Origin of the sequence: Pantoea sp. CCBC3-3-1 (genome assembly GCF_007981265.1) — a bacterium.
In the GTDB taxonomy this organism is placed as follows: domain Bacteria; phylum Pseudomonadota; class Gammaproteobacteria; order Enterobacterales; family Enterobacteriaceae; genus Erwinia.
The window spans coordinates 4,489,742-4,512,290 of record NZ_CP034363.1 but is presented as its reverse complement, the minus strand read 5'-3'; the positions used below and the strand labels follow the sequence as shown (position 1 = coordinate 4,512,290).

The following is a 22,549-nucleotide window of genomic DNA, read 5'->3' as shown; positions in this document are numbered from 1 at the left end:
TAAATGTCTCGTGTTGCTAAAGCACCTGTCGTCATTCCTGCCGGCGTAGAGGTAAAACTCGACGGTCAGGTTATTTCGATTAAAGGTAAAAACGGCGAGCTGACTCGTACCATCAACGCTGCTGTAGAAGTTACGCATGCTGACAACTCCCTGACTTTCGCTCCGCGCGAAGGTTTCTCGGATGCTTGGGCGCAGGCTGGTACTTCTCGCGCACTGCTGAACGGTATGGTTATCGGTGTTACCGAAGGCTTCACTAAGAAGCTGCAGCTGGTTGGTGTAGGTTATCGTGCGGCCGTGAAAGGCAACGCAGTGAGTTTAGCTCTTGGCTTCTCTCACCCAGTTGAACACGCGCTGCCAGCCGGAGTTACTGCTGAATGTCCAAGCCAGACTGAAATCGTGCTGAAAAGCGCTGATAAGCAGATGGTTGGTCAGGTTGCAGCTGATATCCGCGCCTACCGTCGTCCTGAGCCTTATAAAGGCAAGGGTGTTCGTTACGCCGACGAAGTCGTGCGTACCAAAGAGGCTAAGAAGAAGTAAGGTAACACTATGGATAAGAAATCTGCTCGTATCCGTCGTGCGACCCGCGCACGCCGCAAGCTCAAAGAGCTGGGTGCAACTCGCCTGGTGGTACATCGTACCCCGCGTCATATTTACGCACAGGTAATTGCTCCAAACGGTTCTGAAGTCCTGGTTGCTGCTTCTACAGTAGAAAAAGCAATCAGTGAGCAACTGAAGTACACTGGAAACAAAGACGCCGCCGCAGCTGTTGGTAAAGCAGTCGCTGAGCGCGCAATCGAAAAAGGCATCACTGGTGTTTCTTTCGACCGCTCTGGTTTCCAATATCATGGTCGTGTCCAGGCACTGGCAGATGCTGCCCGTGAAGCTGGCCTACAGTTCTAAGGTAGAGGTGTAAGATGGCACACATCGAAAAACAAGCTGGCGAACTGCAGGAAAAGCTGATCGCGGTAAATCGCGTATCGAAAACCGTTAAAGGTGGTCGTATTTTCTCCTTCACTGCTCTGACAGTGGTAGGTGACGGTAACGGTCGCATCGGTTTTGGTTACGGTAAAGCGCGTGAAGTTCCAGCAGCGATCCAGAAAGCGATGGAAAAAGCCCGTCGCAATATGATCAACGTCGCGCTGAACGACGGCACCCTGCAGCACCCTGTTAAAGGTGTGCACACAGGTTCTCGTGTGTTCATGCAGCCAGCTTCTCAAGGTACCGGTATCATTGCCGGCGGTGCAATGCGCGCCGTTCTGGAAGTCGCTGGGGTTCATAACGTTCTGGCTAAAGCCTACGGTTCCACTAACCCGATCAACGTGGTTCGTGCAACGCTGGATGGCCTGGCCAACATGAATTCCCCAGAAATGGTCGCTGCCAAGCGTGGCAAATCCGTTGAAGACATTCTGGGGTAATGACCATGGCGAAGACTATTAAGATTACTCAAACCCGTAGTTCGATCGGACGTTTGCCGAAACACAAGGCAACGCTGCTTGGCCTGGGTCTGCGTCGTATTAACCACACCGTAGAGCGTGAAGACACGCCAGCTGTACGCGGTATGGTTAACGCGATTTCCTACATGGTTAAAGTGGAGGAGTAACAGATGCGTTTAAATACTCTGTCTCCGGCCGAAGGGTCTAAACACGCTTCTAAGCGTTTGGGTCGTGGTATCGGTTCTGGCCTCGGCAAAACCGGTGGTCGTGGTCACAAAGGTCAGAACTCTCGTTCTGGCGGTGGCGTACGTCGCGGGTTCGAAGGTGGTCAGATGCCTCTGTACCGTCGTCTGCCGAAATTCGGTTTCACCTCTCGCAAAGCAGCAGTAACCGCAGAAGTGCGTCTGTCTGACCTGGCGAAAGTTGAAGGCGGGATCGTCGACCTGAACACGCTGAAAGCAGCTAACATTATCGGTATTCAGATTGAATTCGCTAAAATTATGCTGTCTGGCGAAGTCGCTGTACCGGTAACGGTTCGCGGTCTGCGTGTCACTAAAGGCGCTCGTGCTGCAATCGAAGCTGCTGGCGGTAAAATTGAGGAATAAGTAGCAGATGGCTAAGCAACCGGGATTAGATTTTCAAAGTGCCAAGGGTGGTTTTGGCGAACTAAAACGCAGACTTCTGTTTGTTATTGGTGCGCTGATTGTTTTCCGCATTGGCTCTTTTATTCCAATCCCTGGTATCGATGCCACTGTACTTGCCAAACTGCTTGAGCAACAGCGTGGCACCATCATTGAAATGTTCAACATGTTCTCTGGTGGTGCACTGAGTCGTGCTTCTATCTTTGCTCTGGGTATTATGCCGTATATCTCGGCCTCTATTATTATCCAGCTGCTGACGGTGGTTCATCCAGCGTTAGCAGAAATAAAGAAAGAAGGGGAGGCTGGCCGTCGTAAGATTAGCCAGTACACCCGCTACGGCACTCTGGTACTGGGTATATTTCAGTCAATCGGTATTGCTACCGGTTTACCGAATATGCCTGGAATGCAGGGCCTGGTGTTAAACCCAGGCTTTGCCTTCTACTTTACCGCTGTTGTCAGCCTGGTTACCGGAACAATGTTCCTGATGTGGCTGGGTGAACAGATTACTGAGCGAGGTATCGGTAACGGTATCTCTATCATAATCTTCGCTGGTATTGTTGCGGGTCTGCCGCCGGCCATTGGCCATACCATCGAGCAAGCGCGGCAAGGCGACCTGCACTTCCTCCTGTTGCTGTTGGTTGCAGTTCTCGTATTTGCAGTGACCTTCTTCGTTGTTTTCGTTGAGCGTGGTCAACGCCGCATTGTGGTGAACTATGCGAAACGTCAGCAAGGCCGTCGTGTCTATGCTGCGCAGAGCACACATTTACCGTTGAAAGTGAATATGGCAGGGGTTATCCCGGCAATCTTTGCTTCCAGCATTATTCTGTTCCCAGCGACCATCGCGTCGTGGTTCGGGGGCGGAACCGGATGGAACTGGCTGACAACTATTTCAATGTATTTGCAGCCCGGCCAGCCGCTTTATGTGCTACTCTATGCGACTGCAATCATCTTCTTCTGTTTCTTCTACACGGCGTTGGTTTTCAACCCGCGTGAAACAGCAGATAACCTGAAGAAGTCTGGTGCATTTGTACCAGGAATTCGTCCGGGAGAACAGACGGCGAAGTACATCGATAAAGTAATGACACGCCTGACATTAGTTGGTGCGCTCTACATTACTTTCATCTGCCTAATCCCGGAGTTCATGCGTGATGCGATGAAAGTTCCATTCTACTTTGGCGGTACATCACTGCTGATCGTAGTCGTTGTCATCATGGACTTTATGGCTCAAGTGCAAACTCTGATGATGTCAAGTCAGTACGAGTCTGCATTGAAGAAAGCAAACCTGAAAGGCTACGGCCGTTAATCAGGCGCTTGAGAAGTTACGGAGAGTAAAAATGAAAGTTCGTGCTTCCGTCAAGAAATTATGTCGTAACTGCAAAATCGTCCGTCGTGATGGTGTCGTACGTGTGATTTGCAGCGCCGAGCCTAAGCATAAACAGCGTCAGGGCTAATATTTTTCTTGCAAAGTTGGGTTGAGCTGGCTAGATTAGCCAGCCAATCTTTTGTATGTCTATGCGTTTCCATTTGAGTATCCTGAAAACGGGCTTTTCGGCATGGGACGCATACGTAATTAAATAGGAGTGCATAGTGGCCCGTATAGCAGGCATTAACATTCCTGATCATAAACATACCGTTATCGCATTAACCGCAATTTTCGGTATCGGCAAAACCCGCTCACAGGCTATCTGTGCGTCAACGGGTATCGCTGAAAATGTTAAGATCAGTGAGCTGTCTGAAGAACAAATCGACATTCTGCGTGACGCAGTTGCAAAGTTTGTTGTTGAAGGCGATCTGCGTCGTGAAGTCACCCTGAGCATCAAGCGTCTTATGGACCTTGGTTGCTATCGTGGTTTACGTCATCGTCGTGGTCTTCCAGTACGCGGTCAGCGTACCAAGACCAACGCACGTACCCGCAAGGGTCCGCGTAAACCGATCAAGAAATAATCGGGGTGATTGAATAATGGCAAAGGCACCAGTTCGTGCACGCAAGCGTGTAAGAAAGCAAGTCTCTGATGGCGTGGCTCATGTCCATGCATCTTTCAACAACACCATCGTTACTATTACCGATCGTCAGGGTAATGCGCTGGGTTGGGCAACAGCCGGTGGTTCCGGTTTCCGTGGTTCTCGTAAATCTACGCCGTTCGCTGCACAGGTTGCCGCTGAACGTTGCGCAGACGCCGTGAAAGAGTACGGTATTAAGAACCTGGAAGTTATGGTTAAGGGTCCAGGTCCAGGCCGCGAATCAACGATTCGTGCTCTGAACGCTGCTGGTTTCCGCATCACGAATATTACTGATGTGACTCCGATCCCTCACAACGGTTGTCGTCCGCCGAAAAAACGTCGCGTATAACGCCCGTTTTTTAGGATAGTTGGAGAAAGAAAATGGCAAGATATTTGGGTCCTAAGCTCAAGCTGAGCCGTCGCGAAGGTACAGACCTCTTCCTGAAGTCTGGCGTTCGCGCGATTGATACCAAGTGTAAGATTGAACAAGCCCCTGGCCAGCACGGTGCGCGTAAACCGCGTCTGTCTGACTATGGCGTACAGTTACGTGAAAAGCAAAAAGTTCGTCGTACCTACGGCGTGCTGGAGCGTCAGTTCCGTAACTATTATAAAGAAGCAGCACGTCTGAAAGGCAACACGGGTGAAAACCTGTTAGCTCTGCTGGAAGGTCGTCTGGACAACGTAGTTTATCGTATGGGCTTTGGCGCCACTCGTGCAGAAGCACGTCAGCTGGTTAGCCACAAATCCATCATGGTAAACGGCCGCGTTGTTAGCATCGCTTCTTATCAGGTAACTCCGAATGACGTTGTTAGCATCCGTGAGAAAGCCAAAAAGCAGTCTCGCGTGAAAGCCGCTCTGGAGCTGGCTGAACAGCGTGAAAAGCCAACCTGGCTGGAAGTTGATGCAACTAAGATGGAAGGTGTGTTCAAGCGTATTCCTGAACGTACCGATCTGTCTGCGGACATTAACGAACACCTGATCGTCGAGCTTTACTCCAAGTAAAGCTTAGTACCAAAGAGAGGACACAATGCAGGGTTCTGTGACAGAGTTTCTAAAACCGCGCCTGGTAGATATCGAGCAAGTGAGTTCGACGCACGCCAAGGTGACCCTTGAGCCTTTAGAGCGTGGCTTTGGCCATACTCTTGGTAACGCACTGCGCCGTATTCTGCTTTCATCAATGCCGGGTTGCGCGGTGACCGAGGTTGAAATTGATGGTGTACTACATGAGTACAGCACCAAAGAGGGCGTACAGGAAGATATCCTGGAAATCCTGCTCAACCTGAAAGGGCTGGCGGTAAGAGTTCAGGGGAAAGATGAAGTTATTCTCACTCTGAATAAATCTGGCATTGGCCCTGTGACTGCAGCCGATATCACCCATGATGGTGATGTCGAAATCGTCAAGCCGCAGCACGTGATCTGCCACCTGACTGATGAGAACGCGGCTATCAGCATGCGTATCAAAGTTCAGCGTGGTCGTGGTTATGTGCCGGCTTCTGCCCGAATTCATTCGGAAGAAGATGAGCGCCCGATCGGTCGTCTGTTGGTCGACGCCTGTTACAGCCCTGTAGAGCGTATCGCCTACAATGTTGAAGCAGCGCGTGTAGAACAGCGTACTGACCTGGACAAGCTGGTCATCGAAATGGAAACCAACGGCACTATTGATCCTGAAGAAGCGATCCGCCGTGCGGCAACCATCCTGGCAGAACAACTGGAAGCTTTCGTCGACTTACGTGATGTACGTCAGCCGGAAGTGAAAGAAGAGAAACCAGAATTCGATCCGATCCTGCTGCGCCCTGTTGACGATCTGGAATTGACTGTCCGCTCTGCTAACTGCCTTAAGGCAGAAGCTATCCACTACATCGGTGATCTGGTACAGCGTACCGAGGTTGAGCTGCTTAAAACGCCTAACCTTGGTAAAAAATCTCTTACTGAGATTAAAGATGTGCTGGCTTCTCGTGGTCTGTCTCTGGGCATGCGCCTGGAAAACTGGCCGCCAGCTAGCATTGCTGATGAATAACCCGATCACAGGTTAAGGTTTCACTGAGAAGGATAAGGTCATGCGCCATCGTAAGAGTGGTCGTCAACTGAACCGCAACAGCAGCCATCGTCAGGCTATGTTCCGCAACATGGCTGGCTCTTTGGTTCGTCATGAGATCATCAAGACGACCCTGCCAAAAGCGAAAGAGCTGCGTCGTGTAGTTGAGCCGCTGATTACTCTTGCCAAGACCGACAGCGTAGCTAATCGTCGTCTGGCATTCGCCCGTACTCGTGATAACGAGATCGTGGCAAAACTGTTTAACGAGCTGGGCCCGCGTTTCGCGAGCCGTGCCGGTGGATACACTCGTATTCTGAAGTGTGGCTTCCGCGCTGGTGACAACGCTCCGATGGCTTACATCGAGCTGGTTGATCGTCCAGAAGCTCAAGCAGAAGCAGCAGAGTAATCTGCCGCATCTTGGAAAAACCGGGCTTGCCCGGTTTTTTTATGTCCTGAATTTCCCCTCTTTCCTGCAACACGCTATCCTGTATTCTCTCCTTCAAATCGCGAGGTCATTATGTGGCTGATTGATCAATTGGTAGAGCAACACGTCTCTGAAGCACAAAAAAATGGCGATTTCGACAATCTGGCCGGCAGTGGTAAAAAGCTGATATTAGATGACGACAGCCACGTTCCTCCTGAGCTGCGCGCTGCTTACAGGCTAATGAAAAACTCTGGTTTTCTGCCACCCGAACTTGAGATGCGTCGCGAAGCTATTGAACTGCAAGAACTTCTGGCAGGAATTGATTCCTCAGATGATAACTATCAGGCACATTCAAAGCGTCTTGTTTTACTGGAAGCTAAATTACGTCAGGCGGGATTAAGTACTGATTTCTTGCGGGGTGACTATGGCGCACAGCTCAATCAGCGATTCGATGGAGAAGCGTAATGTACAAAATAGGCCAGCTGGCTAAGCTTGCGGATGTCACACCTGACACCATTCGCTACTACGAAAAACAGCAAATGATGGATCATATGATTCGTACTGAAGGCGGTTTCCGTCTTTATAGTGAAAATGATTTACAGCGTTTGCGATTTATACGCTATGGCCGGCAGCTTGGATTTAGTCTTGAAGCTATTCGCGAACTGCTTTCGATCCGAGTAGATCCAGAACATCATACCTGCCAGGAATCTAAAAACATTGTGCAAACCAGGCTGCTGGAAGTAGAAGGTATGATTGCGGAACTGCAAAATATGCAGCGTTCTCTTGAAAGGCTAAATGATGCCTGTTGTGGAACAGCGCACAGCAGCCTGTACTGTTCTATTTTGGAAGCCCTGGAAAAAGGATCGCTTGCGACAGCAGCCGATTGACCTTTTAGTCTTCCGCTTCTATATTCTTCAGCAGCAACCACATGAGGAAAATGTTGTGACTAAGTATCAGCATAAGAAAGGCATAATTCGTGACAATGCACTTGAAGCACTCCTGCACGATCCCCTGTTCAGAGTAAGAACTGAAGTTAATCTGAAGGGGAAAGGCAGTTACCGGCGTAAAGATAAACACGGCAAAAAAGGTTCCTGGGAGGCCAGTGGTAAAGACAGCTTTACCACTGGCTTTCTTCTTTTAGCCGCATAAAAAAACCGCCATAACAGGCGGTTTCTGAACTTATAGCGCTGTTAAGGCTGGCTGTTCTGCTGTTTCAACAAATCGCGGATTTCCGTAAGCAGCTTCTCTTCGGCAGTCACTTTAGGCGCAGGCTTTTCCACTTCTTTTTTCTTATGGAGTTTGTTCATCAGTTTAATCGCCATGAAGATGGCAAAAGCAACGATGACAAAATCAAAGATGGATTGCAGGAATACGCCATACTGCATAATAACTGCGGGCGCATCACCAGCGGCAGGTTTAAGAACCCAGCTAAACTGCTTAAAGTCGACACCACCAATCAATAATCCCAGTGGCGGCATAATGATATTTGCCACCAGAGAAGAAACGATCTTACCAAACGCAGCACCAATAATGACACCGACCGCCAGGTCAACAACGTTGCCGCGCATTGCAAAATCGCGAAACTCTTTCAGTAAACTCATTGTTATCTCCATTCGTGTGCCAATTGGTAAGTCTAACAAACGACTGAGCTTTTTCCATGGCGATTACTAAGATTATTCAATTATCACGCGGGTGAAATACCGGGCGGAATGAAGCGCCCGGAGATAATTAAAGGAAGAATGGACTTGGCTGGAACAAACGCTCGACATCCGGCACGAACTTTTTATCGGTCAGGAACATGATGACATGGTCGCCTTGTTCGATACGAAGATTGTCATTAGCAATCATTACGTCATCGCCACGTACGACAGCACCAATGATTGTACCGGGCGGAAGTTTTATCTGGTCGATCATTCTGCCGACAACGCGAGATGTTGTTTCATCACCATGAGCAATAGCCTCGATAGCCTCTGCAACGCCGCGACGAAGAGAGGAGACACCGACAATATCAGCCTTACGTACATGGCTAAGCAATGCCGAGATTGTGGCTTGCTGCGGTGAAATAGCAATATCGATTACGCTGCCCTGGACAAGATCCACATAAGCTTTCCGCTGGATCAGCACCATGACTTTTTTTGCCCCCATTTTTTTTGCCAGCATCGCTGACATAATGTTGGCTTCATCGTCATTAGTAATAGCGATAAAGAGATCGATCTGATCGATATGTTCTTCAGCGAGAAGTTCCTGATCGGAAGCATCACCATAAAAGACAATCGTATTCTGGAGAAGCTCTGCCAGCTCTGCGGCCCGCTGCTGATTACGTTCAATCAGTTTCACACTATAGTTTTTCTCAAGGCGTAGAGCGAGGCCACAGCCAATATTGCCGCCACCCACGATCATGATACGTTTATAAGGCTTCTCCAGGCGCTGATACTCGCTCATGACTGCCCGAATATGCTGGCTTGCGGCAATGAAGAACACTTCATCGCCAGCTTCAACAATTGTCGAGCCCTGAGGTCGAATTGGGCGATCCTGACGGAAAATGGCCGCCACACGCGTATCAATATGAGGCATATGATCGCGCATTATAGCCAGCGGATTACCCACGAGCGGACCGCCGTAATAGGCTTTAACCACCGCCAGGCTGACTTTCCCCTCAGCGAAATTAACAACCTGAAGCGCACCCGGGTATTCGATTAGCCGATAAATATTATCGATTACTAGCTGTTCCGGGGAGATCAGATGATCGATAGGAACCGCTTCAGGAATAAAGAGCTTATCGGCATCGCGTATATAATCGGGGGCACGAATACGTGCGATACGGTTTGGCGTATTGAAGAGCGAATAGGCAATCTGACAGGCCACCATATTCGTTTCATCAGAATTAGTTACAGCAACCAGCATATCGGCATCTTCGGCTCCCGCTTCCCGAAGAACGCGAGGGTGAGAACCGTGTCCCTGTACTACCCGAAGATCGTATTTATCCTGTAGCTGGCGCAAACGGATCGCATCAGTATCGACTACCGTAATATCGTTGTTTTCGCCAACCAGGTTTTCCGCGAGCGTGCCGCCCACCTGACCCGCGCCAAGAATGATTATTTTCATTGTGCTTGTCTGCTTGAAGGAGTTCGGATGCGGCCAGGGACTGGCTGGCCGCGACGTTTATTTTTTTAGCAGTTTGGCATAGAAGAACCCGTCGCCACCGAGCGGATCGGGAAATACCTGTAATCCTGGCTGTTGATCACTACCGGTTCCTTTCAACATGGCATCTTCATGACGCTCAAGGAAAGCTGCAACCTGCAAATGGTTCTCTTCAGGCAGGATTGAACAAGTAGCATAAAGCAGAGTGCCGCCAGGTTTCAAATGCGGCCAGATAGCCTCAAGGATTTGCTGCTGCAAAGCGGCGAGCTCTGCAATATCCCGATCGCGGCGAAGCCATTTGATATCCGGATGACGTCGTATGACGCCCGTAGCCGAACAGGGAGCATCCAGCAAAATACGATCGAATTGGGTATCACCACACCATTTTTTAGGCGTACATCCATCGCCCAGCTTTACATCGGCCGTCATATTAAGCCGCTGCAAGTTTTCAGTGACTCGGGCAAGACGCTGCGCATCAATATCGACGGCCATAACACGGGCTTCAGGCGCGGCTTCAAGAATATGCGTGGTTTTCCCGCCTGGCGCGGCACAAAGATCTAAAATCACTTCGCCGTTTTGAGGATCAAGCAGTGCCACACATCCCTGAGCAGAAGCATCTTGTACTGTTACCCATCCTGTTTCAAAACCGGGAAGTTGAGCAACGGAGCAGGGCGCTTCAAGTCGTAGCGCATCAGGATGTTCAGGATGCGGTTCCGCATTTTTACCGGACTCCTGCAACAGGGTAAGCCAGGCATCACGAGTATGATGCTGCCGGTTAACGCGCAGCCACATTGGTGGACGTTGATTATTGGCTTCAACGATTTTTTGCCATTGCTGCGGCCACGCCTGTTTAAGACGCGTCAATAACCATTTCGGATGCAAGTACTGTTGGTCGCCCCGGTTCATCTCCTGCGTTAATTCTTCCTGCTTACGCTGGAATTGACGCAGTACGCCGTTTATTAATCCCTTAAGCTGCGGACGCTTAAGCGCAACTGCGCCTTCCACCGTTTCCGCAAGGGCTGCATGAGGCGGGATACGAGTAAACATGAGCTGATACAGACCGACCATAATCAGGAAATGAAGCGCGCGCTGTTTTCCCGTCATGGGACGTTCCATCAGCTGGCTGATAATCCATTCCAGCTGCGGCAGAGTGCGTAGCACGCCATAGCAAATTTCTTGTAAAAGCGCGGCGTCTTTATCGGCAATTGTTTTCTGAGCCGCAGGCAGGACGTTGCTCAGCGACTGTCCCTGTTCAACCACTTTTTCAATAGTCTGGGCGGCCAGCGCGCGTAAATTGGTATTTTTTTTCATAAGAATCGCATTTAAGACGCCCGATATCGCACCGGGCGTAGTATCAGGCAAGAATATTACCTGGAGTGAACCAGTCACGGCGGGAATTCAGCAGGTCCTGAGCTGTCATCGCTTTTTTACCGGCAGGCTGTAGCTCCTCGATATTCAATACGCCTTCAGAAGTCGCGACCTGAATACCTTTCTTATCTGCCTGCACAATTTCGCCAGGCTGTTTAGCCACATGTGGTAGCACCGACGCTTTCCACACCTTGACGGGTTGTTCATCAATGGTGAAATAGCTCACCGGCCACGGATTAAAGGCGCGGATGCAACGTTCCAGCTGAACTGCCGAAAGCGTCCAGTCCAGTTTTGCCTCTTCTTTACTAAGCTTCTCTGCATAGCTAACCCGTGTTTCATCCTGCACTTCAGGTTTCGCTGTGCCATCAGCTAACTGGCTAAGCGTTGTCAACATGCCAGCAGGACCTAATTCAGCCAGTTTTTGATATAACGTAGTGCTGGTATCAGTCGGCTCAATTGGGCAGGCAAGTTTGTGCAGCATATCACCGGTATCAAGACCGACGTCCATTTGCATAATGGTGACGCCGGTTTCAGCGTCGCCCGCCCACAGGGAGCGCTGAATAGGCGCCGCGCCGCGCCATTTCGGCAGCAGCGAACCATGCACGTTGATACAGCCGAGACGCGGCATCGTCAGTACTGGCTTCGGTAAAATCAAACCATAAGCTACGACGACCATCACATCGGCGTTGAGGTCGGCAACCCTCTGCTGATTTTCTTCAGGCCGTAATGATTTGGGTTGGAACACCGGAATATTGTGTTGTTCAGCCAGCTGCTTTACCGGACTTGCCGTGAGCTTGTTGCCCCGGCCAGCAGGACGGTCGGGCTGAGTAAAAACGCCGACGACGTTATGGCTTGATGACAGCAGCGCGTCAAGATGACGCGCTGCAAAGTCAGGTGTACCGGCAAAGATAATATTTAATGAGTCGGACACGCAGTTCCCTTCTTCAGATGCTAATCAGTCCCGGGCATGCTGGCGATATAATTTTTCCAGCTTCTGACGGATGCGCTGACGCTTCATAGGCGAGAGGTAATCGATAAACAGCTTGCCGACGAGGTGATCCATTTCATGCTGGATACAAATCGCAAGCAGACCATCAGCCTCAAGCTCGTAGCTATTGCCATCACGATCCAACGCCCGAATTTTTACTTTTTCAGCGCGTGGAACCAGCGCTCGCTGTTCCGGGATAGAGAGGCAGCCTTCTTCAATACCCGTTTCGCCGCTTTCTTCCAGCAGTTCAGGATTGATCAGCACTAACCGCTCGTCACGATTTTCAGAAACATCGATAACGATAATGCGTTGATGGATATCAACCTGCGTTGCAGCCAGCCCAATGCCTTCTTCAGCGTACATGGTTTCAAACATATCATCGACGATACGCTGGATATCGGCATTCACTTCTTTAACGGGTTTCGCAACGATGCGCAGGCGATCGTCAGGAAAATGTAATACCTGCAAAACTGACATAACTTTCCAGATCTGTGTTCAAGGGATAAAAGATTTATTCCTCTTATTGTAGACATTCCGGGCCATGATTGACAGCATTGCCGCTACGTTAAGGAAAGGCCAGAGCAGGGAAGGCAACATGACGCCAACGGAGATTTGGTTACGTCTGTCAGGGGTAAAAGGCTTACGAAACCATCAGCAGGTAAAAGCCGCGGTGCAACTGCAGCGTTTCACTTCTGTTAAAGAGAAAGAGCTGTGTGAAGCCGGATTGCAATCCGAACAGCGTCAGGCCTTTTGGCATTTCGACCGGCAGCTTGTGGCGCAAACCGAGGCATGGCTGGAACATCCACATCATCATCTCATTACCTGTGATGATTCTCGTTATCCCGAACGGTTAAGAAACATCACTAACTTCCCGGCAATGCTCTATGTTGACGGCGATCCTAATATTTTGGCTACGCCGCAAATTGCTGTTGTCGGCAGTCGTGACTGCTCACCTTATGGCCGTAACTGGGCCACCCATTTTGCAGAGGCACTTGCGTTAAGTGGCATCACCATCACCAGCGGCCTGGCGCTGGGTATCGATGGTATTGCTCATCGCGCAGCGCTGGCGACGAACGGCAAAACGCTGGCCGTATTGGGAAACGGACTCCGGAGTATTTATCCTCAGCGGCATGCATCCCTTGCCAGAGACATTATCGCTGGTGGCGGTGCTGTAATTTCTGAATTTTCCTTGCCGGTCAGGCCGCATGCCTCTAACTTTCCGTATCGCAACAGAATCATTAGTGGATTGAGCCTTGGTGTACTGGTGATTGAAGCAGCTATAAAGAGCGGCTCTCTGCTTACGGCAAAGCTGGCGCTCGAGCAGAATCGTGAGGTTTATGCGGTACCCGGGGCTATCGGTAATCCAGGCAGTGAAGGGACCCACTGGCTTATTCAACAGGGTGCGTTGTTGGTCAGCCATCCCAATACCATCCTTGAACAACTGCAAAGTGACCTGAAATGGTTACCTGACCCACAAACTTCAATAATATATTCGGCAGAGGAGGGTAATCCTCCATTGCCATTTGCTGATGTGTTGGCTAACGTAGGAGATGAGGTTACACCTGTTGATGTCGTCGCTGAACGTGCCTGCCAGCCTGTGCCAGCCATCGTAGCTAAGCTGCTTGAGTTGGAATTAGCAGGCTGGATTACAGCTGTACCCGGCGGCTATGTCCGATTGAGGAGGGCAAGCCATGTTCGACGTACTGATGTATCTGTTTGAAACGTATATCCACAACGAAGCAGAAATGCAGGTTGATCAGGATAAGTTGACGGACGATTTAACCGATGCTGGTTTTCATCGTGGGGACATTAATAATGCGTTGAACTGGTTGGAAAAACTGGCCGATTATCAGGACGGTTTAGTCGCCCCGATTCTGCTGGCGAACGATCCACTTTCTGTCAGGATTTATACAGAGGAAGAAAGCCAGCGCCTGGACGCGAATTGCCGTGGCTTCATTTTGTTTCTGGAACAGATCCAGGTGCTTAATCTGGAAACCCGAGAGATGGTCATTGAGCGTATAATGGCGCTTGATACGCTGGATTTCGATCTTGAAGATCTGAAGTGGGTGGTGCTGATGGTATTGTTCAATATTCCCGGGTGTGAAAATGCCTACCAGCAAATGGAAGAACTTCTTTTCGATGCCAATGAAGGAACAGTGCACTGAAGATCCTCTTCGGGTAATAAAGCTATGAATAAAACAGCGCTTTTCGCTGTGCGAAAAAATGAACCTTGCCCACAATGCGGAGCGGAGTTAGTCATCCGCTCCGGTAAACACGGTGCTTTCCTTGGATGCTCTGCTTACCCTGAGTGTGACTATATTCGTCCACTGAAAAGTCAGGTTGAGGGACATGTAGTGAAAGTGTTGGAAGGGCAACATTGTTCTGTATGCCAGTCCACTCTGGTTTTGCGCCAGGGACGTTATGGCATGTTTATCGCCTGCAGCAATTATCCCGAATGTGAGCATACAGAGCTTATCGATAAACCCGATGAAACTACGCTCTCCTGTCCTCAATGTTCACAGGGCAAACTGGTCCAGCGCCGCTCACGTTATGGTAAAACTTTTCACGCCTGCGATCGCTATCCTGATTGTCAGTTCGCAGTGAATTTTAAGCCCGTGGCTGGCGAATGTGCTTTTTGCCATTTCCCTCTTCTTATAGAAAAAAAGACCGCGCGCGGTGCAAAACGTTTTTGTGCCAGTAAAGCTTGCGGTAAGCCAGTAACAGCAGGAAACAGTAGTGAAGAATGATCTTTTGGCAGGCTCTTTGAAGAGCTGCGTGACACAAGTAAGGCAGGGAGCCGTTATTGCTTATCCAACCGAGGCGGTATTCGGCCTGGGATGCGATCCAGATAGTGAATCGGCAGTTATGGCACTGTTAGCGTTAAAACAGCGCCCGGTAGAAAAAGGCTTAATCCTGATTGCCGCAGATTACCAGCAGCTGCAGCCTTATATTGATGAGCAACAGCTGACTCCGCAGCAAAAAGAGAAAATGTTTTCTTCATGGCCGGGGCCGGTTACCTGGGTTGTCCCGGCCAGTACAGCAATGCCAGTTTGGCTAACCGGACGGTTTACTTCTATTGCGGTGCGGGTCAGCAACCATCCTGATGTTCAGCAGCTTTGCCGTGCATTTAACAAACCGTTAGTTTCGACCAGTGCCAATCTAACTGGATTAGCGCCTTGTCGGACGGCGGCAGAAGTTCATCAACAGTTTGGTGACGAATTCCCCGTATTGCAGGGAGAAACCGGGGGGCGTAATAATCCATCAGAAATTCGCGATGCCTTAACTGGCGAGCTTATTCGTCAGGGATAACGGGGAATACAATGCAAAACTACGCCGTCTTTGGTAATCCGATTAGCCATAGCAAATCGCCACGCATTCATCAGATGTTTGCTCAGCAAACAGGGATCCCGCATCCTTATGAACGTATCTGCGCACCTGTTGATGGCTTTGCTCAATCAATAGCGGATTTTCTGGCCCGCGACGGCGTTGGTGCGAATGTTACGTTACCTTTCAAAGAACAAGCTTATGAGCTGGTGGATGAGCTGACTGAGCGGGCTTCTCTTGCCGGTGCGGTAAACACCATTAAGAAGTTAGAGGATGGGCGATTGCTTGGCGATAATACCGATGGTATTGGCCTGCTGAGGGATCTGGAAAGACAACAACTGATCAAGCCGGGCGATCGTATCTTACTGGTGGGCGCTGGTGGGGCGGCCAGAGGGGTTATCCTGCCTCTGCTTTCTTTTGGCTGTTCGTTGACTATTACTAACCGCACGCTAAATAAAGCAGAGATGCTGGCGACTATTTTTAAGCATGCGGGAGAGATTCGTGCCCAGGCAATGGACAGGCTTGAAGCAGAGTACGATTTGATTATCAATGCGACCTCCAGCGGCGTTACTGGAGGAATACCGGCCTTGCCCAGGACGTTGATCGGTAGCACGGTCCGTTGTTACGACATGTTTTATCAGGCTGGCCAGACACCCTTTTTACAATGGTGCCAGCAGCATGGTGCAACTCAGATCGCCGATGGCCTGGGCATGCTGGTAGGACAGGCGGCGTATTCTTTCTTTCTGTGGCATGAGGTAATACCTGATGTCGCACCAGTTATTGCCACGCTCAAAGCGGAATTAAAGGCGTGAATCAGGCAATTCAGTTCCCGGATCGCGAATGGTGGGACGAATCTGTCAGCGCGGTCTGCTTTGTTGCGCTGGTCAATGGCTTTCAGATCGTTTGCGCGATCGGCGGCGAATCATTGATCCGCCGCTACGGTAAAGAGCAGACAGCGCTGGAAATCTTTTGCCGCTACCGCTGGGATCTGGAAGATGAAGCTGAGGCTGCAATAAAGGCAGAACAGGAAAACGATCAGGGCTGGGTGTGGCTCTCCTGATCCAGGTACTCATTTTTCCAGCGAACATAGTTGTTGGAAGAATAGAGCAATCCGGCGATCTCGGATTCTGTCAGCGGACGGATTTGTTTCACCGGGCTACCTAAGTAGAGGTAGCCGCTTGCCAGATGTTTTCCCGGCGGCACCAAGCTTCCAGCGCCAATCATCACGTCATCTTCTACTATTACGCCATCCAGCAGAATCGACCCCATACCGACTAAGACCCGATTGCCGATGGTGCAACCGTGTAGCATCGCTTTATGCCCTACAGTGACATCTTCACCAATGATAAGTGGGTAACCTTCCGGATTGGTGGACGACCTGTGGGTAACATGCAGCACGCAGCCATCCTGAATATTACTGCGTTTACCGATCTTCACCTTATGAACATCACCGCGTATTGCAACAAGTGGCCAGATGCTCACATCGTCCTGTAACTCAACTTCGCCGATTACTACACTCGAAGCATCGACCATTACACGGTTACCTGATTGCGGAAATGTACCTTTATAAGATCGCAAATTTGTCGACATAACACTTTCCCTCAGCAATATGATCCCTGAAGCGTAGTGCGACACAGCAATAACGATCAATAACCCGGGTCAAATAAGCGGTATTTTTGCGCAGATCGTCTGACTATTCGTCAAAGAGGATGAAAAAAGAACGGTCGAAAGAAAAGATCGAAAAAAGGGTTGTGCTATCTGAACGGATCCCTATAATGCGCAACCACTGAGACGGCACAACGGCTTACAGCCCGCCGGTTCAGGAGGTTCAGGAAGCTGAATCGCCGGAGAAAAACTTCTCAAAAAGAAGTTGACTCTGAAGGAGGAAAGCGTAATATACGCCACCTCGCGACAGGAAGCTAAGGCACTGTTCGCAACGCTCTTTAACAATTTATCAGACAATCTGTGTGGGCACTCGCAGGATTGATATCAAGACACCTTCGGGTGTCAAAAAATATCAAGTCTTAAGAGTGAACACATAATGAAAATTCATTATGACGTTTTACACTTGAGCATCGCTGCACTTGTTGCAGCAAATCGAACTTTTAATTGAAGAGTTTGATCATGGCTCAGATTGAACGCTGGCGGCAGGCCTAACACATGCAAGTCGAACGGTAGCACAGAGGAGCTTGCTCCTTGGGTGACGAGTGGCGGACGGGTGAGTAATGTCTGGGGATCTGCCTGACAGAGGGGGATAACTACTGGAAACGGTAGCTAATACCGCATAACCTCGCAAGAGCAAAGAGGGGGACCTTCGGGCCTCTCGCTGTCAGATGAACCCAGATGGGATTAGCTAGTAGGTGGGGTAATGGCTCACCTAGGCGACGATCCCTAGCTGGTCTGAGAGGATGACCAGCCACACTGGAACTGAGACACGGTCCAGACTCCTACGGGAGGCAGCAGTGGGGAATATTGCACAATGGGCGCAAGCCTGATGCAGCCATGCCGCGTGTATGAAGAAGGCCTTCGGGTTGTAAAGTACTTTCAGCGGGGAGGAAGGTGTTGAGGTTAATAACCTCAGCAATTGACGTTACCCGCAGAAGAAGCACCGGCTAACTCCGTGCCAGCAGCCGCGGTAATACGGAGGGTGCAAGCGTTAATCGGAATTACTGGGCGTAAAGCGCACGCAGGCGGTCTGTCAAGTCAGATGTGAAATCCCCGGGCTTAACCTGGGAACTGCATTTGAAACTGGCAGGCTAGAGTCTTGTAGAGGGGGGTAGAATTCCAGGTGTAGCGGTGAAATGCGTAGAGATCTGGAGGAATACCGGTGGCGAAGGCGGCCCCCTGGACAAAGACTGACGCTCAGGTGCGAAAGCGTGGGGAGCAAACAGGATTAGATACCCTGGTAGTCCACGCCGTAAACGATGTCGACTTGGAGGTTGTTCCCTTGAGGAGTGGCTTCCGGAGCTAACGCGTTAAGTCGACCGCCTGGGGAGTACGGCCGCAAGGTTAAAACTCAAATGAATTGACGGGGGCCCGCACAAGCGGTGGAGCATGTGGTTTAATTCGATGCAACGCGAAGAACCTTACCTACTCTTGACATCCACGGAATTTGGCAGAGATGCCTTAGTGCCTTCGGGAACCGTGAGACAGGTGCTGCATGGCTGTCGTCAGCTCGTGTTGTGAAATGTTGGGTTAAGTCCCGCAACGAGCGCAACCCTTATCCTTTGTTGCCAGCACGTAATGGTGGGAACTCAAAGGAGACTGCCGGTGATAAACCGGAGGAAGGTGGGGATGACGTCAAGTCATCATGGCCCTTACGAGTAGGGCTACACACGTGCTACAATGGCGCATACAAAGAGAAGCGACCTCGCGAGAGCAAGCGGACCTCATAAAGTGCGTCGTAGTCCGGATCGGAGTCTGCAACTCGACTCCGTGAAGTCGGAATCGCTAGTAATCGTGGATCAGAATGCCACGGTGAATACGTTCCCGGGCCTTGTACACACCGCCCGTCACACCATGGGAGTGGGTTGCAAAAGAAGTAGGTAGCTTAACCTTCGGGAGGGCGCTTACCACTTTGTGATTCATGACTGGGGTGAAGTCGTAACAAGGTAACCGTAGGGGAACCTGCGGTTGGATCACCTCCTTACCTGAAGATACTTTCCCGCGTAGTGCTCACACAGATTGTCTGATAGAAAAGTAACGAGCAGAAAAAACCTCTACAGGCTTGTAGCTCAGGTGGTTAGAGCGCACCCCTGATAAGGGTGAGGTCGGTGGTTCAAGTCCACTCAGGCCTACCAAATTTCATCTCATGCTGCGTTATGTGTTCGGTCGTTTATAAGCATAAACTTCCCTCTCACATGCCTTGCCTGAGAAGAAATTAACATGTTCACGAAAGTGGAAATGTGACTCCTGGTGAGTGGTAGTAGATGGTCTCTGCAGTAACTGTATGGGGCTATAGCTCAGCTGGGAGAGCGCCTGCCTTGCACGCAGGAGGTCAGCGGTTCGATCCCGCTTAGCTCCACCATGCAGTTTACTGAACTATCTCAAAACTGATTTTACCGTAAGGTGAGTCACGTTTGAGATATTTGCTCTTTAACAATCCGGAACAAGCTGAAAATTGAAACGACACGTCGTGTTTATCCTCCGTAATAAGGATAAACAAAACGATGTGTTCGAGTCTCTCAAATGCTTACAACAGCAGTGTCTTTCGGGACGCTTGTGGGTTGTGAGGTTAAGTGACTAAGCGTACACGGTGGATGCCCTGGCAGTCAGAGGCGATGAAGGGCGTGCTAATCTGCGATAAGCGTCGGTAAGGTGATATGAACCGCAACAACCGACGATACCCGAATGGGGAAACCCGGTGCACTACGGTGCATCATCGCAACATGAATACATAGTGTTGCGAGGCGAACCTGGGGAACTGAAACATCTAAGTACCCAGAGGAAAAGAAATCAACCGAGATTCCCCCAGTAGCGGCGAGCGAACGGGGAACAGCCCAGAACCTGAATCAGTTTGTGCATTAGTGGAAGCGTCTGGAAAGTCGCAGGGTACAGGGTGATACTCCCGTACACAAAAATGCACTTACTGTGAGTTCGATGAGTAGGGCGGGACACGTGATATCCTGTCTGAATATGGGGGGACCATCCTCCAAGGCTAAATACTCCTGACTGACCGATAGTGAACCAGTACCGTGAGGGAAAGGCGAAAAGAACCCCGGCGAGGGGAGTGAAACAGAACCTGAAACCGTGTACGTACAAGCAGTGGGAGCCTACTTGTTGGGTGACTGCGTACCTTTTGTATAATGGGTCAGCGACTTATATTCTGTAGCAAGGTTAACCGTATAGGGGAGCCGCAGGGAAACCGAGTCTTAACTGGGCGTTAAGTTGCAGGGTATAGACCCGAAACCCGGTGATCTAGCCATGGGCAGGTTGAAGGTTGGGTAACACTAACTGGAGGACCGAACCGACTAATGTTGAAAAATTAGCGGATGACTTGTGGCTGGGGGTGAAAGGCCAATCAAACCGGGAGATAGCTGGTTCTCCCCGAAAGCTATTTAGGTAGCGCCTCGTGAACTCATCTTCGGGGGTAGAGCACTGTTTCGGCTAGGGGGCCATCCCGGCTTACCAACCCGATGCAAACTGCGAATACCGAAGAATGTTATCACGGGAGACACACGGCGGGTGCTAACGTCCGTCGTGAAGAGGGAAACAACCCAGACCGCCAGCTAAGGTCCCAAAGTCATGGTTAAGTGGGAAACGATGTGGGAAGGCACAGACAGCCAGGATGTTGGCTTAGAAGCAGCCATCATTTAAAGAAAGCGTAATAGCTCACTGGTCGAGTCGGCCTGCGCGGAAGATGTAACGGGGCTAAACCATGCACCGAAGCTGCGGCAGCGACGCTTATGCGTTGTTGGGTAGGGGAGCGTTCTGTAAGCCGTCGAAGGTGGACTGTGAGGTCTGCTGGAGGTATCAGAAGTGCGAATGCTGACATAAGTAACGATAAAGCGGGTGAAAAGCCCGCTCGCCGGAAGACCAAGGGTTCCTGTCCAACGTTAATCGGGGCAGGGTGAGTCGACCCCTAAGGCGAGGCCGAAAGGCGTAGTCGATGGGAAACAGGTTAATATTCCTGTACTCGGTGTTACTGCGAAGGGGGGACGGAGAAGGCTATGTTGGCCGGGCGACGGTTGTCCCGGTTTAAGCGTGTAGGCTTGAGTTCCAGGCAAATCCGGAACTCTTTAAGGCTGAGGCGTGATGACGAGGCACTACGGTGCTGAAGTAACAAATGCCCTGCTTCCAGGAAAAGCCTCTAAGCATCAGGTAACACAGAATCGTACCCCAAACCGACACAGGTGGTCAGGTAGAGAATACCAAGGCGCTTGAGAGAACTCGGGTGAAGGAACTAGGCAAAATGGTGCCGTAACTTCGGGAGAAGGCACGCTGGCGCGTAGGTGAAGGGACTTGCTCCCGGAGCTGAAGCCAGTCGAAGATACCAGCTGGCTGCAACTGTTTATTAAAAACACAGCACTGTGCAAACACGAAAGTGGACGTATACGGTGTGACGCCTGCCCGGTGCCGGAAGGTTAATTGATGGGGTTATCCGCAAGGAGAAGCTCTTGATCGAAGCCCCGGTAAACGGCGGCCGTAACTATAACGGTCCTAAGGTAGCGAAATTCCTTGTCGGGTAAGTTCCGACCTGCACGAATGGCGTAATGATGGCCAGGCTGTCTCCACCCGAGACTCAGTGAAATTGAACTCGCTGTGAAGATGCAGTGTACCCGCGGCAAGACGGAAAGACCCCGTGAACCTTTACTACAGCTTGACACTGAACATTGAGCCTTGATGTGTAGGATAGGTGGGAGGCTTTGAAGCGTGGACGCCAGTCTGCGTGGAGCCAACCTTGAAATACCACCCTTTAACGTTTGATGTTCTAACCTGGCGCCGTGATCCGGCGTGGGGACAGTGTCTGGTGGGTAGTTTGACTGGGGCGGTCTCCTCCCAAAGAGTAACGGAGGAGCACGAAGGTCAGCTAATCACGGTCGGACATCGTGAGGTTAGTGCAATGGCATAAGCTGGCTTGACTGCGAGAGTGACGGCTCGAGCAGGTGCGAAAGCAGGTCATAGTGATCCGGTGGTTCTGAATGGAAGGGCCATCGCTCAACGGATAAAAGGTACTCCGGGGATAACAGGCTGATACCGCCCAAGAGTTCATATCGACGGCGGTGTTTGGCACCTCGATGTCGGCTCATCACATCCTGGGGCTGAAGTAGGTCCCAAGGGTACGGCTGTTCGCCGTTTAAAGTGGTACGCGAGCTGGGTTTAGAACGTCGTGAGACAGTTCGGTCCCTATCTGCCGTGGGCGCTGGAGAATTGAGAGGGGTTGCTCCTAGTACGAGAGGACCGGAGTGAACGCACCACTGGTGTTCGGGTTGTCATGCCAATGGCACTGCCCGGTAGCTAAGTGCGGAAAAGATAAGCGCTGAAAGCATCTAAGCGCGAAACTTGCCTCGAGATGAGTTCTCCCTGTGGCTTTAAGCCACCTGAAGGGACGTTGAAGACTACGACGTTGATAGGCCGGGTGTGTAAGCGCAGCGATGCGTTGAGCTAACCGGTACTAATGACCCGTGAGGCTTAACCTTACAACGCCAGAAGCGTTCTGTAGCGTGGAGAGACGCAAAGATTTTCAGCTTGAAC

Annotated in this window: 27 protein-coding genes, 2 tRNA genes and 2 rRNA genes; 25 read left to right on the top strand and 6 right to left on the bottom strand. The window is 50.6% G+C overall.

Annotated elements, in window-relative coordinates; genetic code table 11:
• Positions 1-3 precede the first annotated feature (3 nt).
• The 15 genes from rplF (at position 4) to EHV07_RS21070 (ending at position 7,683) form a co-directional block, all read left to right on the top strand.
• Complete coding sequence (gene rplF / locus EHV07_RS21140) at positions 4-537, top strand: 50S ribosomal protein L6 (protein ID WP_147200078.1); 534 nt, start codon at positions 4-6, stop codon at positions 535-537.
• 9 nt (positions 538-546) lie between these two features.
• On the top strand, positions 547-900 hold the full coding sequence (gene rplR, locus EHV07_RS21135; protein WP_004160572.1) for a 50S ribosomal protein L18: 354 nt from the start codon (positions 547-549) through the stop codon (positions 898-900).
• 14 nt (positions 901-914) lie between these two features.
• Positions 915-1,415 (top strand): 30S ribosomal protein S5, encoded by a 501-nt coding sequence (rpsE, locus tag EHV07_RS21130; RefSeq protein ID WP_147200077.1) that lies wholly within the window; start codon positions 915-917, stop codon positions 1,413-1,415.
• A 5-nt stretch (positions 1,416-1,420) separates the two neighbouring features.
• On the top strand, positions 1,421-1,600 hold the full coding sequence (gene rpmD, locus EHV07_RS21125; protein WP_004160569.1) for a 50S ribosomal protein L30: 180 nt from the start codon (positions 1,421-1,423) through the stop codon (positions 1,598-1,600).
• A 3-nt stretch (positions 1,601-1,603) separates the two neighbouring features.
• Positions 1,604-2,038: a 50S ribosomal protein L15 gene (rplO, locus tag EHV07_RS21120; protein WP_147200076.1), complete on the top strand. Its 435-nt coding sequence runs from the start codon at positions 1,604-1,606 to the stop codon at positions 2,036-2,038.
• 7 nt (positions 2,039-2,045) lie between these two features.
• Positions 2,046-3,377: a preprotein translocase subunit SecY gene (secY, locus tag EHV07_RS21115; RefSeq protein WP_124233601.1), complete on the top strand. Its 1,332-nt coding sequence runs from the start codon at positions 2,046-2,048 to the stop codon at positions 3,375-3,377.
• A 31-nt stretch (positions 3,378-3,408) separates the two neighbouring features.
• Positions 3,409-3,525, top strand: coding sequence for a 50S ribosomal protein L36 (gene rpmJ, locus EHV07_RS21110; RefSeq protein WP_020322760.1), 117 nt, complete (start codon positions 3,409-3,411; stop codon positions 3,523-3,525).
• A gap of 136 nt (positions 3,526-3,661) precedes the next feature.
• Positions 3,662-4,018, top strand: a complete 357-nt coding sequence (gene rpsM / locus EHV07_RS21105) for a 30S ribosomal protein S13 (protein ID WP_048917626.1) — start codon at positions 3,662-3,664, stop codon at positions 4,016-4,018.
• A gap of 16 nt (positions 4,019-4,034) precedes the next feature.
• Positions 4,035-4,424 carry a 30S ribosomal protein S11 gene (gene rpsK, locus EHV07_RS21100; protein WP_034899652.1) on the top strand — a complete coding sequence of 130 codons (390 nt, stop codon included), beginning with the start codon at positions 4,035-4,037 and terminating at the stop codon, positions 4,422-4,424.
• A gap of 32 nt (positions 4,425-4,456) precedes the next feature.
• On the top strand, positions 4,457-5,077 hold the full coding sequence (rpsD, locus tag EHV07_RS21095; protein WP_133847020.1) for a 30S ribosomal protein S4: 621 nt from the start codon (positions 4,457-4,459) through the stop codon (positions 5,075-5,077).
• 25 nt (positions 5,078-5,102) lie between these two features.
• A complete protein-coding gene (rpoA, locus tag EHV07_RS21090) occupies positions 5,103-6,092 on the top strand; it encodes a DNA-directed RNA polymerase subunit alpha (protein WP_002919219.1) in 990 nt (329 codons plus the stop codon).
• 40 nt (positions 6,093-6,132) lie between these two features.
• Positions 6,133-6,516, top strand: coding sequence for a 50S ribosomal protein L17 (rplQ, locus tag EHV07_RS21085; RefSeq protein WP_120458461.1), 384 nt, complete (start codon positions 6,133-6,135; stop codon positions 6,514-6,516).
• Between the two features lie 111 nt (positions 6,517-6,627).
• Positions 6,628-6,999 (top strand): DUF1992 domain-containing protein, encoded by a 372-nt coding sequence (locus tag EHV07_RS21080; RefSeq protein ID WP_147200075.1) that lies wholly within the window; start codon positions 6,628-6,630, stop codon positions 6,997-6,999.
• Positions 6,999-7,421, top strand: coding sequence for a Zn(2+)-responsive transcriptional regulator (gene zntR / locus EHV07_RS21075; protein WP_147200074.1), 423 nt, complete (start codon positions 6,999-7,001; stop codon positions 7,419-7,421). Before EHV07_RS21080 ends, zntR begins: the two co-directional genes overlap by 1 nt.
• Before the next feature lie 55 nt (positions 7,422-7,476).
• Positions 7,477-7,683 (top strand): alternative ribosome-rescue factor A, encoded by a 207-nt coding sequence (locus EHV07_RS21070; RefSeq protein WP_147200073.1) that lies wholly within the window; start codon positions 7,477-7,479, stop codon positions 7,681-7,683.
• 41 nt (positions 7,684-7,724) lie between these two features.
• Here the strand turns inward: EHV07_RS21070 and mscL are convergent, their stop codons facing one another.
• The 5 genes from mscL to def form a co-directional block, all read right to left on the bottom strand.
• Positions 7,725-8,135, bottom strand: coding sequence for a large-conductance mechanosensitive channel protein MscL (gene mscL / locus EHV07_RS21065; RefSeq protein WP_147200072.1), 411 nt, complete (start codon positions 8,133-8,135; stop codon positions 7,725-7,727).
• A 127-nt stretch (positions 8,136-8,262) separates the two neighbouring features.
• Positions 8,263-9,639: a Trk system potassium transporter TrkA gene (gene trkA, locus EHV07_RS21060; RefSeq protein WP_147200071.1), complete on the bottom strand. Its 1,377-nt coding sequence runs from the start codon at positions 9,637-9,639 to the stop codon at positions 8,263-8,265.
• A gap of 57 nt (positions 9,640-9,696) precedes the next feature.
• Entirely contained in the window at positions 9,697-10,986 is a 1,290-nt protein-coding gene (gene rsmB, locus EHV07_RS21055; RefSeq protein WP_147200070.1) for a 16S rRNA (cytosine(967)-C(5))-methyltransferase RsmB, read from the bottom strand.
• Positions 10,987-11,029: 43 nt separating this feature from the next.
• Positions 11,030-11,974 carry a methionyl-tRNA formyltransferase gene (gene fmt, locus EHV07_RS21050; RefSeq protein ID WP_147200069.1) on the bottom strand — a complete coding sequence of 315 codons (945 nt, stop codon included), beginning with the start codon at positions 11,972-11,974 and terminating at the stop codon, positions 11,030-11,032.
• Positions 11,975-11,998: 24 nt separating this feature from the next.
• Positions 11,999-12,508, bottom strand: a complete 510-nt coding sequence (gene def / locus EHV07_RS21045) for a peptide deformylase (protein ID WP_147200068.1) — start codon at positions 12,506-12,508, stop codon at positions 11,999-12,001.
• A gap of 118 nt (positions 12,509-12,626) precedes the next feature.
• Here def and dprA point away from each other — a divergent pair, with 118 nt between their 5' ends.
• From dprA to EHV07_RS21015, 6 genes are read left to right on the top strand one after another with little or no spacing between them, the layout of a single operon-like run.
• Entirely contained in the window at positions 12,627-13,751 is a 1,125-nt protein-coding gene (dprA, locus tag EHV07_RS21040; RefSeq protein ID WP_147200691.1) for a DNA-protecting protein DprA, read from the top strand.
• Complete coding sequence (smg, locus tag EHV07_RS21035; protein ID WP_147200067.1) at positions 13,723-14,196, top strand: DUF494 family protein Smg; 474 nt, start codon at positions 13,723-13,725, stop codon at positions 14,194-14,196. The genes dprA and smg overlap by 29 nt, the downstream gene beginning before the upstream one ends.
• Before the next feature lie 24 nt (positions 14,197-14,220).
• Positions 14,221-14,778, top strand: a complete 558-nt coding sequence (locus EHV07_RS21030) for a type I DNA topoisomerase (RefSeq protein WP_147200066.1) — start codon at positions 14,221-14,223, stop codon at positions 14,776-14,778.
• Positions 14,768-15,340 carry an L-threonylcarbamoyladenylate synthase type 1 TsaC gene (gene tsaC, locus EHV07_RS21025; RefSeq protein WP_147200065.1) on the top strand — a complete coding sequence of 191 codons (573 nt, stop codon included), beginning with the start codon at positions 14,768-14,770 and terminating at the stop codon, positions 15,338-15,340. Before EHV07_RS21030 ends, tsaC begins: the two co-directional genes overlap by 11 nt.
• An 11-nt stretch (positions 15,341-15,351) precedes the next feature.
• Positions 15,352-16,167, top strand: coding sequence for a shikimate dehydrogenase (gene aroE, locus EHV07_RS21020; RefSeq protein ID WP_147200064.1), 816 nt, complete (start codon positions 15,352-15,354; stop codon positions 16,165-16,167).
• On the top strand, positions 16,164-16,415 hold the full coding sequence (locus tag EHV07_RS21015; protein ID WP_147200063.1) for a DUF1488 domain-containing protein: 252 nt from the start codon (positions 16,164-16,166) through the stop codon (positions 16,413-16,415). The genes aroE and EHV07_RS21015 overlap by 4 nt, the downstream gene beginning before the upstream one ends.
• Here the strand turns inward: EHV07_RS21015 and EHV07_RS21010 are convergent.
• Complete coding sequence (locus EHV07_RS21010) at positions 16,391-16,945, bottom strand: gamma carbonic anhydrase family protein (RefSeq protein WP_147200062.1); 555 nt, start codon at positions 16,943-16,945, stop codon at positions 16,391-16,393. The genes EHV07_RS21015 and EHV07_RS21010 overlap by 25 nt on opposite strands.
• 516 nt (positions 16,946-17,461) lie before the next feature.
• Between EHV07_RS21010 and EHV07_RS21005 the strand changes: the two genes are divergently transcribed.
• The 4 genes from EHV07_RS21005 to EHV07_RS20990 all read left to right on the top strand — a co-directional run bounded on the left by EHV07_RS21005 (position 17,462) and on the right by EHV07_RS20990 (position 22,494).
• Positions 17,462-19,004 (top strand): 16S ribosomal RNA (locus EHV07_RS21005).
• Positions 19,005-19,078: 74 nt separating this feature from the next.
• Positions 19,079-19,155: transfer RNA gene (locus EHV07_RS21000), tRNA-Ile, on the top strand.
• 151 nt (positions 19,156-19,306) lie between these two features.
• Positions 19,307-19,382 (top strand) — tRNA-Ala (locus tag EHV07_RS20995).
• A 205-nt stretch (positions 19,383-19,587) separates the two neighbouring features.
• Positions 19,588-22,494, top strand: a 23S ribosomal RNA gene (locus EHV07_RS20990).
• The 16S and 23S rRNA genes sit together here with 2 tRNA genes alongside, the layout of an rRNA operon.
• Positions 22,495-22,549: the final 55 nt, after the last annotated feature.